This is a genomic window from Bradyrhizobium sp. 139, assembly GCF_023074175.1.
Taxonomy (GTDB): Bacteria; Pseudomonadota; Alphaproteobacteria; order Rhizobiales; family Xanthobacteraceae; genus Bradyrhizobium.
This window is the reverse complement of the sequence record NZ_JADPKS010000090.1, coordinates 1-10154: the sequence shown is the minus strand read 5'-3', so window position 1 is coordinate 10154 and position 10154 is coordinate 1. Positions and strand designations below refer to the sequence as shown.

The window sequence follows — 10154 nt, the reverse complement described above, 5'->3', positions numbered from 1 at the left end:
AACGTACAAGGCCGTGGCCGAGAGCCTTGGCCTGCCATACTCGCCGGTCGAACAGGCTGCGGCCTGATCCCAGAGGCCTCCCAAGGGGGCGTTTCCTCCTTGACTTCGGGCCACTCCTACAGGGGGGGCCCCCTTTTCCTCACAAACTTGCAGGAGTGAGTTCCGCAAGGGTTCTTCGCGAAGACGGTAATTTCGTCTCAGGCGGCGCTCAACAAATGGGCCCAGACCCAAGTGCTGATCCCATACGCGCACTCAACAACCGCTTCTAGACAAGCAGATGATACTGAAAGCGGCGCTTGACAGGGCTATGCGAGGCTAAGCACTCCTCGCATTTGAAATGCGGAGCTGGGGGCGGGGGCCTCGTCCGTCTCTGTGTCTAGCTGAGGCTGCCGTTCTGTTTGGCGCCTCACGGGCATTTCGGGGCATAGTCGTTGTCGCAACTCGCCTGTGTCATCAGAGGATGGACGGTGGAGCATACGGGGTGCTGAAGTGCATGAGTTGATCCGAGATACTGCGTGCGGGGTGATCGATAAGCTAACGAGAGGTGAAGTGACGCCACTCGATCTACTGGATGTATTGGAAGAACGGATTGCCGAAGTCGATGGCAAGCTCAACGCCTTGCCGATCTTGTGCTTTGATCGCGCGCGAAAACATGCTGATGTCCTGATCAAAAAACCCGTTAGCGAGCGCGGTCTTCTTGCCGGTTTGCCGGTGCCGATCAAAGATCTCACTGACGTCGCTGGTGTGCGTAATACTCAGGGCTCTCCGATCTTTAGGAACAACGTGCCAACTCGGTCGGATATCCTAGTCGAGACCCTCGAACAGAACGGCGCGCTCATCTATACTAGATCGAACGTTCCCGAGTTCGGCGCTGGCGCCAACACTTTCAACGAGGTGTTTGGATCGACTCTCAACCCATGGAATCCAACGCGCTCGGCGTCGGGCTCCTCCGGCGGAGCTGCAGTCGCCCTAGCCACCGGGATGGCATGGCTTGCGCACGGCTCGGATATGGGGGGCTCACTCCGCAATCCGGCAAGCTTCTGCAGCGTGGTTGGCCTGCGGCCCAGCATCGGCCGAGTTGCCCATACACCGAAATTCAAGATTGATCGTAACCTTGGTGTGCCGGGACCAATGGCCCGCAACGTCGAGGATATCGCGCTGATGTTAGATGCGATGAGCGGTGAGCACCCGGCAGACCCACTCTCGCTGCCAAAACTGCCGAACTCTTTCCTTTCGGCCGCGCGCTCCCGCAAAAGACCAAAGCGGGTTGCTTATTCGCCGGATTTATCACCCCCGTGGATCCGCAAATTGCCGCGATCACGCGCCAAGCCGCCGCGCGCTTTGTGGAAGCGGGCGCAATCGTTGAGGAAACTCATCCCGATTTCCGCGAAACGCAGGAGTGCTTTCACATACTCCGCGCCTTTGATTTCGCGGTCAGCAAAGCCGCGTTATTGCGCAATCACCGCGATCTTCTGAAGCCAGAGGTCATCTGGAACATTGAGGAAGGTTTGAAACTGACGGTAGAGCAGATCGAGCGCGCCGAGACACAGCGCTTGACGATGGCGGCGCGTGCAGTGGAGTTCTTTAAGAAGTACGATCTGCTCCTGTCGCCTGAACCATAGTCGAACCGTTCCCGGTACAAAATCGGTATGTCACCGAATGCGCCGGCAAGAAACTTGACCACTATGTAGATTGGGTCGCCATCGCCTCTGCGATCACGCTCGCTTGTTGTCCGGCGCTATCTCTTCCCTGCGGCTTCACCAGCTCCGGCTTGCCGGTCGGCCTACAAATAGTGGCCGCACCACGTGCTGAGGGTCAACTATTGGCAGGTGCAAAAATACTCGAGGAAATTTTGGGCCTGTGCGACAGCACGCCTATCGATCCGCGGGAGCCAACCTGAGGCCACATCGCGATAACAGACCGCTCCTTAGCTTCGCGACCGAGCACCCGTTCAAGCCGGGGCCATCATGCACAAGTGATGAGTAGACGTGCGCAAACATGCCATTTGGTGCGAGGCGGTCACCATGGTCACGGAGAACATCGCCGATGTTGCCGATCCTACGCGGCTCTTGAGGCTTGTCCGCCTGTACTTTGGTCGGTGTTTGATGCTCATTGCCGAAAACGTACCGCTCCGGGCCGAGTGATCTGTATCAATCTTCGCTCGGAATCTCGATTGGAACGGCAAAGCCTGCTTTTACGCGGTCCAGTATCACCATCGTTTTGAAACCCTTGATGTCTGAGTTCTGATAAAAGAATTGGCGAGTAAACTGCTCATAGTCATCCATGCTGCGCGCGGAAATATACACGACAAAATCAGCGTCACCGGTAACGTAGAATCCATTGACGACCTCAGCGGAAGATTTGATGGCCTTCTTAAACTTATCGATTATATCCGCACGCTCCCGTTCCAAAGTCACTAGCACAAGCATTTGAATGGGCCTTCCTACTGCTTTCGGCGAAACGATGGAGACATCGCTCTCAATGATGCCTTCCGAACGTAGCCTTTTCAGTCGCCGCTGACATGCGGTCGCAGAAAGGCCCACCCTCTCGCCGATCACCTCAGAAGTTAGTCGGTTGTTCTTTTGCACGACCTCGAGAATGCGGGCGTCTATTTGATCGTATTGCATATGGCGCGTCCCTTCCGACGAATTTCATCGAAAAATGCCTGCGGTACGCAGGAAATCATCTCAATGCCAATGCGACGCAAAGATGTCTTCAGCAGTATGCTGATTGATGGAGCAATTTCAACAGCCGCCCGCGTCTGAGTTCAATGGCCCCTCAAACGCCGCGACGCAAAACTGCGGATTCGGCATCTGCGGTGAGCTCAATTCTCACGCCTTACAGCTCCGCAACGCTAAGCGATTGGGATGACGCGCACCCAGCGAGGTGATCTCCAGCTTTGCTCCACGAAGCATCCTTCTGATATGAAGCTAGCCAGATCGCGCTTGCGGATTTGGATTGCGAGCGAACAAAGAGGTGATCTGGATGCTGGTGCTGCAACTCTCGACCTCTAGTGTGGTCAGTCAACTTGCGCCTGCTCACCCGCAGTCCGCATTTCTTTTATGCGATCACGGACGATGCCGGAGACGCACCGTCAAGCTCCGTTCCTTCAGCTCACGCAAAGTCGCCCGGTGAGGCCGGATATGCGCCAGTCGTGTGTGCGAGTAGGCTTCGAGATCATCAATGATGCGCGGCTTGGTGCTCGCTTTCTGTGGGCATCTGCTAGAAGGCGTTGGCGTGTAGGACCGGACCGCCCTTCTATCGACACCCAGGTGGCTGTATGGAGCGACAAACAGGATGACGAGTTCTCACCTTGATCGCCGCCGCCCAGGGCGGCGGTCATCGGTTCTGAGAGTGTGATCCTGCAGAAGGGAGCGTCGGCGATTCGCGCATTAGGAAGCTCAATGCCGGAGACTTAGATGGTCGGCTTACAGCGATTGAGCTACTGCCGGTTCGATGCACACCGGAATTACGTATTTATCAGCGGGAGGTGGGCGATGGGTTGCCGGAAGGGTCAGCCGAGAATTCAACGTTGAGGCGGCGAGGCGAGTGACCAGCGGTGATTGGTACCCGTTGCTCAAGCGGCACGCGGCTTGGACGTTCATGAGAACGAGCGTCGGAGGTGGCTGAAGGAGTTTGGAGCCGATCCGGTCCAGCCACGCCCTGGAGACACAGAGCCCGAACAGCGAGACATCGAACATGGCTTGCGTCAGCAAGCGCCAAGTTGAGGGCTGAGGAACATCTTTAGAAAAGTCGCAGCTTACTTCGCGAAAGAAGTGACACAGGGTTCTGCTTCATCGCGAACGTGTGACGATCTGGCGTCGGCATGGCTGCGCGATGCGGTGTGGGTACCGAGGTCGGCCTTCCATGGTTGGCTCAATCGCTCTCGGCGTCAGATCGTCGAACGACGAGGTACTCGGCGATAAGGTCAACCTTCGTCGCAAATGCCCTCCGTATACTAGACGCCGCGTCTGACGCGATCTTCTTGCCGACGGGTGAGCAGCGAACTGCTGTCTCCGAGCGGCTGATACGTCCTGCAAGGCCTCGGCCCGGCCGCGACGAACGCGCTTGCCGAAGCGGCGATCAGCAGCTCCAGGCCGTCGCCGGCGAACCTCCTGGACAGGGAGTTCACCGCGAAGCGTTGAAGCCAGAAGTGGGACGCCGACTCACCTATCTCTCGGCGGCCTCGGGGGTCTATGTTGAGGCGCTGATCGACTGTGCTCGCACCGGAGCGTCGTCTGGTCGATGAGTGCGGCGATGCACTGCACATGCGCCTCAGGCCGCGAACGGCATCGTTTGCTGCATGACCCGCCCCGGCGGAGCTTGTTTCTCCTCACCCAGGTTCGAGGAAACCGCTAGCAAGATCTACATGTCAACGGCGCACGGAATCTCCTCAGAAGTGGCGCCGCAAAATTCCCCAGTTGGCGGGATGGCGATCAGCCGTCGACGTGATCAGCACCTCCGTCTTTTGGTGGCCGGCCCCGGCGTTTCAGGGTCGGGGGAATGGGGTTCGCGGTTGCCTGCGTTTTGTGTCGGATCGTCTCGGGGACGAGATCAGCATGTTCGCGTAGGCGATAGCTCGAGCCCTCGATTTGGATGACGACGGCGTGGTGAAGCAGGCGATCGAGCAGCGCGGTAGAGACGACGGGATCGCCGAACACGACAGAGTACCCTATTCTTGAGCGGGTCGTGTCTCACGTCACGATCACCGACCCGCATCATTTCCTGTTTGGGCACCGGCTTGAGGTGCTGAAGGAGCGGTCGGGGCGCGGTCCCGCCTACGTCGTTGTCGCGCTGCCGGACGGACGGCCGCGGGCGGTTCGGATCGCGTCGACGGATCTTGGCGAGACGCCTATCACTTCCCGCCCGAACGCCGCCGATCTGCCGCGCATCAGTGCACGTACGCTGATCCCATTGATGCAACATTTGAGCGCGAGTCTGAGTCTTCTCGACGAGAAGGTGATTCGCGATGACCCACCGACCGCTTCCAGGTCGCGTTGCGTATCGACCACTGCCGACGTCGGCAAATCCACCCGGCCGCCCGACGGCCGACATTCCGCGCCTGTGGCCGAATCTGTCGACCGCGACGCAAACCCAGATCGCTCAAATCCTCGCCACGCTGCTGCGGCGAATGCAAGCGGTTCCCGGCACGCCCGGAAGGGGACTGAGCCGTGCTGATCAGCTTGAACGTCGCTGACGAGCGGCTCACGACTGCGCACCGAGCTAAGTTGGCCTATGTCTACGTGCGGCAGTCATCCGTGAACCAGGTGCGCCAGCACCAGGAGAGCACGCAGCTGCAGTACCGCCTCGTCGATCGTGCCATCGGTCTGGGCTGGCCGCCTGAACGTGTCCAGGTCATTGATGAGGATCTGGGCAAATCCGGTGCTGGCGGTGTGGATCGTCATGGTTTCCAGAAGCTCATTGCCGAGATCGGCCTTGGCAACGCCGGTCTTGTGGTGAGCCTCGACGCTTCGCGCTTGGCCCGCAATAACCGGGACTGGCATCAGCTGCTCGAACTGTGCTCGGTGTTCGGCGTGCTCATTGCGGATGGCGAGCGGCTTTACGATCCGCGCGCCTACCACGACCGCCTGTTGTTGGGCTTGTCCGGCATCATGAGCGAGGCGGAGTTGCATCAACTTCGGATGCGCCTTCACCAAGGGGAACGCCAGAAGGCAACGCGGGGCGAACTGCGGCTGCCCCTGCCAGCCGGGCTCGCCTATGATCGAGCGGGCACAATTATTCTCAATCCCGATGAGGAGGTGCAGGCCCGTCTTCATCTCGTGTTTGCCAAATTCCAGGAACTGCAAAGCGCTCGCCGTGTGATGCGGTACTTGGACAGAAACGGATTGTCCTTGCCGGTTCGACCGCTGCTTGGACCATCTCCACATGAGATCGCCTGGCGTGCGCCAGATAGTGCACGCGTCCTTAGTATCCTTCAAAATCCGGCCTATGCTGGTGCGTATGTTTATGGCCGCCGGCAAAAGGATCCGAGCCGATGCCGGCCGGGATCGCTGACGGGAACGGTCAAGGTGGCGATCGCGGATTGGGCGGTTTGCCTCCACGCCGCTCATCCAGGCTATATCAGCTGGGAGGAGTTCATGGCCAACCAGGGGCGACTGGCAGATAACGTCTTCCGCTATGAGGCAGGACACTCTGGCGTACCGCGCAAGGGGGCAGCCCTGTTACAAGGGATTGCGATCTGCGGCCGTTGCGGACGGCACATGAGCATGCGCTACACGGGCCCGAATGCCGACTATCCGGTCTATTGCTGCCGCTCGGATCGGGACCAGCAAGGCAATGCACTGTGTCAGGAAGTCCGGGCCTTGGCGGTTGACGCGCTGGTCGAGCGGGTGGTCCTCGATGCCCTAGTGCCGGATCAGATTGAGATCGCGCTCGCGGCGGCGGGTCAACTGGAGCAGGAGAGCCGTCAGCTCGAGCGCCAGTGGGCGCTTCGCGTGGAGCGCGCCCGCTACGAGGCCGAGCGCGCTCGGCGTCAGTATGACGCCGTAGAACCCGAGAACCGTCTTGTGGCGCGCTCACTTGAGCGGGCTTGGGAAGAGAAGCTGCGTGTCGTCGAGGCGGTCGAGCAGCATGCGCGTTGGCGAGCGCAAGAGCCGCTTCTGATTGGCCCGGCGGAACGCGCAGGGCTACAAGCGCTCGGCGAGAACCTGCCGCGGATTTGGAACGCGGCCACCACGTCGGCAGCCGATCGCAAGCGCATTCTGCGATTTGTCATCCGGAAAGTCGTTCTTGATCAGAAGCGGACCCGAGGTCAGGTGTGGCTCAAGATCGTCTGGCAGACCGGCGCAACCAGCGAGCATCACGTGCAACGGCGCGTTCACACCTACCGCGATTACATCGACATTGATCGGTTGCGGCGACGAATCGTCGAGTTGAATGCTGAACACAAAATGGATGGCGAGATCGCGGCGATACTCAATCAGGAAGGCTTCGTCGCGGCCCGAGGCTGCGCCTTCAAAGGCGAGAACGTCTGGGTATTACGTACCCGCTGGGGCATTCCCACCGTCAAAATCAACGGCATGGAGAAGAACCCAATGCGCTGGCCCGACGGGAGCTTCTCGATTCAGGGCGCGGCGACTGAGCTTGGAGTAACCCCGCAGACGGTGTTCGATTATCTCGCGCGCGGGTTGCTGGCAGGTCATCAATTGGCCAGGGGCCAGCCATGGCAGATCGAGCTCTCAGACAAACAAATTACTCAGCTTCGCAACCGGGTACGACGCACCAAGCGTTCCAAGAAGGAGGCATCATGAAGTCATCGGCTCGCCGAAGATCTCTCCCCACTCGGCGAAGCCGCGGTTCGAGGTTAGGATCATAGCGCCTTTTTCATATCGGGCGTTGACGAGCTGGAAGAACAAGTTGCCGCCACCGGGAGTGACCGGGAGGTAGCCGATTTCATCGACGATGAGCAGCGCGAACCGGCAGTAGTAGCGGATCCGCTCGCGCAGAGCGCCGTCACGTTCGGCCTTGGCGAGCGAGGCGACGATATCGGCGAGGGAGCTGAAGTAGACGCTGCGCCCTGCCTTAACGGCCTCCACGCCGAGAGCGAGGCTCAAATGGGTCTTGCCGGTTCCTGGTGGCCCAATGAGATGGACCGCCTCGGCCCGATTAATGAACTGCAATCCGGCGAGCGCCAGGACGCGGTTTTTGTCGAGCGACGGTTGGAAGGCGAAGTCGAAGCCGGCGAGCGTCTTTATGGCCGACAACTTGGCCATTTGAACCGCCATTTTGATGCGACGGTTCTCGCGCATCGTGAGTTCTTCGGTGAGCAAGGCATCGATGGCGTCGAGGGCCCTAATTTCGCCGCGTTCGAGGCCGCGCAGGGTGACATCGAGGATTTCCAGGGCGCGCGGCATCTTCAGACTGACCAGGTTGGTCTTGACGCGCTCGATGACGGAGGAAGCACTCATCATACGATCTCCTGGGCTGCCAGGCGGCGGCCGACGGCCGCGTAGAAGTCAAGCGAGCGACGAACGGCGTGGTCACCGGCGCGCGTGAGGGTGACGGGTTCTGCACTGCCTGGACGGCGTCGGCCGAAGCTGGCGAGCTTGCGATGTGCCGGATCGAGCCGCTTCTGGCCCCGACCTTCGAGCGGGGCATGACTTGCCACCAGCACGCTGCCCTCGAAGATGCGGATTTCGTCGGCGAGGACGTGGACGTCGAAGACCCGCCGCCGCGTCGTATCAGGCACGCTGTACAGATTGCCGCCGACGCTCACCATGCCTTCGTGCGAGGCCCGTCGCTCCAGATGCAACACCGCCCGGTAGGGCGCGCTCGGCAAGGCTTGCAGTGCCGCCTTTTCCTCGGCGAAGGCCTCATTGACGACCCGATGGGTCATGGCATGCACCCGCGGATTGGCGACGGTATCCAGCCAATGGCGGAGCTGGCCGTTGAGGTCGTCCAGATTGCGGAAGACCCCGCCGAGGAAGAAGTCCTCGCGGATGTAGCGGAATGGCCGCTCGACCCTGCCTTTTGTCTTGGGCCGATAAGGCCGGCAAGCGCGCGGCTGGAAGCCATAATGGCGAGCGAGATCGACCAGCGCACGGTTAATCGACTTGCGCAGCGATACAGTGACCAAACCGACGGCGGCTATGTACGACCGCATGGCCGGTGCGGGACTTGGGGATGACGGTCGTGGCGACGACCCTACTGTGAAAGAGCTCGAACGGGTCTCGGCAACCTTGCTCGGCAAGGAGGCCGCTGTGTTTTTGCCCTCGGGCACGATGAGCAATCACGTGGCGATTCTGTCGCATTCCTGTTTCAGGGGCGAGGTGATCGGTGAGGCTTCGTCCCACATTTTTCGTTCCGAAATGGGCGGGCTGTCCTTGCTGGCCGGTCTGTATCCGCGGCCTTTACCCGGCCGTGCAGGAGCAATGGATGTCGATGAGCTCGAGGCTTGGCTCCGGCCGCCTAGCCTGACATCGCATGCCCTTGGCACGGCGGTCGTATGCATGGAGACGACGAACAGTGTGGGAGGAGCCGTTCTTTCGCTGGACCATATGCGTGATGTCTGCACAAAGAGCTGGCAGGCCGGTGCTCCCGTGCACCTCGACGGCGCGCGCCTCTTCAATGCAGCCATTGCGCTAGGTGTCCCCGCTTCAGCTATCGCTGCATTCGCGGATTCGGCGACATTCTGTCTCTCGAAAGGACTGAGCGCTCCAGTTGGGTCGGTATTGGCAGGATCACGCTTATTCATCGAGCGTGCCCGCGGGTTTCGTAAGATGTTTGGCGGCAACTTGCGCCAGGCTGGCTTGCTGGCCGCCTGCGGTCTCGTCGCGCTGGAAGAGTGTATCGAGCGTCTCGCTGAAGATCACATCAATGCGCGGAGATTGGCCGATGGACTGCACCGAATTGATCCGCACTTGGTCAGTCCTGCTGACGTTGCGACCAATATGGTTTTGGTTAATGTTGGAAGGAGTGCCGCGGACGCCGAACAATGGACGAAAGTGCTGTCCGATTATGGTGTGCTGACAGCGCCCGTCTCGACAGACAGGTTGCGGTTTGTTGTGCACCGTCATGTCGATGTATCTTCCATCGAGCGCGTCCTGACCGTTTTCGCAGAGATCTATCTGACACGACCAGCTACTCTCTTTGCTCTATGAAAATTCCCTACGGTGCGGCAATGACCGCGAGTTCTCCAACTGGATCGAAGACCAACCGACGCATTTTGGGCGGTACACAACCGACGTATTTCAGTGCCGCATCACATCGACTTGTCGATATCGAGAGCCAGCGCCGGTGTGGATAAGCAGGTGGATTACCGCGGCCTTTCACAGACCCGCTAAATCAGAGACGTACCGCACGATGCAGGGCGGTGTATCATATGCGAAAGCACAGGATCGCGTTCTATGAGCGCTACGGAACGACAATCGAGGGTCCATGTCCAAGGTGATTTCGCGGAACGCGAAGCGTTGAGCCTCTTCCGATTTCGCTGCTCGTTCGTGCTCACGAGCATGCTCAACCTCAAGTCTTAGCGGTCGAGACACCATGATAGTCGACTATCTCAGATATGTTGCCTTCGCTGGACGTCTGAGCGGTGAGCTGGCTCCGCAAATTTGAACAGGAGGATAAGTGGAATTTCTGCCTGACGGCGGCGATAATCGCCGCGAACAGGAGAGACCATGAGCAGACGACCG

The 10154-nt window shown here is 59.6% G+C and carries 4 protein-coding genes and 4 pseudogenes; 4 read left to right on the top strand and 4 right to left on the bottom strand.

The features are described 5' to 3' along the window. Positions 1-489: 489 nt before the first annotated feature. Positions 490-1900 (top strand): annotated as a pseudogene (locus IVA80_RS21470) (amidase family protein). Between the two features lie 250 nt (positions 1901-2150). Here IVA80_RS21470 and IVA80_RS21465 read toward each other — a convergent pair. Further along, a complete protein-coding gene (locus tag IVA80_RS21465) occupies positions 2151-2627 on the bottom strand; it encodes an Lrp/AsnC family transcriptional regulator (RefSeq protein WP_247434824.1) in 477 nt (158 codons plus the stop codon). 1809 nt (positions 2628-4436) lie between these two features. Beyond that, a pseudogene (locus tag IVA80_RS21460) lies at positions 4437-4715 on the bottom strand (ATP-binding protein); the annotation flags it as partial. Between IVA80_RS21460 and IVA80_RS21455 the strand changes: the two are divergent. Together IVA80_RS21455 and IVA80_RS21450 are read left to right on the top strand one after the other, a co-directional pair. Further along, the gene (locus tag IVA80_RS21455; RefSeq protein ID WP_247434830.1) at positions 4690-5178 is read left to right on the top strand and encodes a hypothetical protein; all 489 of its coding nucleotides are present in this window, start codon (positions 4690-4692) and stop codon (positions 5176-5178) included. The pseudogene IVA80_RS21460 and the gene IVA80_RS21455 overlap by 26 nt on opposite strands. Further along, positions 5172-7271, top strand: a complete 2100-nt coding sequence (locus tag IVA80_RS21450) for a recombinase family protein (protein WP_247434821.1) — start codon at positions 5172-5174, stop codon at positions 7269-7271. Before IVA80_RS21455 ends, IVA80_RS21450 begins: the two co-directional genes overlap by 7 nt. 3 nt (positions 7272-7274) lie before the next feature. Here the strand turns inward: IVA80_RS21450 and istB are convergent. Together istB and IVA80_RS21440 are read right to left on the bottom strand one after the other, a co-directional pair. After that, a pseudogene (istB, locus tag IVA80_RS21445) lies at positions 7275-7928 on the bottom strand (IS21-like element helper ATPase IstB); the annotation flags it as partial. Next, positions 7928-8566: pseudogene (locus tag IVA80_RS21440) on the bottom strand (IS21 family transposase); the annotation flags it as partial. The pseudogenes istB and IVA80_RS21440, both read right to left, overlap by 1 nt. A gap of 43 nt (positions 8567-8609) precedes the next feature. Between IVA80_RS21440 and IVA80_RS21435 the strand changes: the two are divergent. Next, complete coding sequence (locus tag IVA80_RS21435; RefSeq protein WP_247434818.1) at positions 8610-9620, top strand: GntG family PLP-dependent aldolase; 1011 nt, start codon at positions 8610-8612, stop codon at positions 9618-9620. The last annotated feature ends 534 nt before the right edge of the window (positions 9621-10154 follow it).

Bases quoted from the DNA above. Each gene is read 5' to 3' on its own strand.
- IVA80_RS21435 (WP_247434818.1), top strand. From the start codon at position 8,610: ATGTACGACCGCATGGCCGGTGCGGGACTTGGGGATGACGGTCGTGGC.
- IVA80_RS21465 (WP_247434824.1), bottom strand. From the start codon at position 2,627: ATGCAATACGATCAAATAGACGCCCGCATTCTCGAGGTCGTGCAAAAG.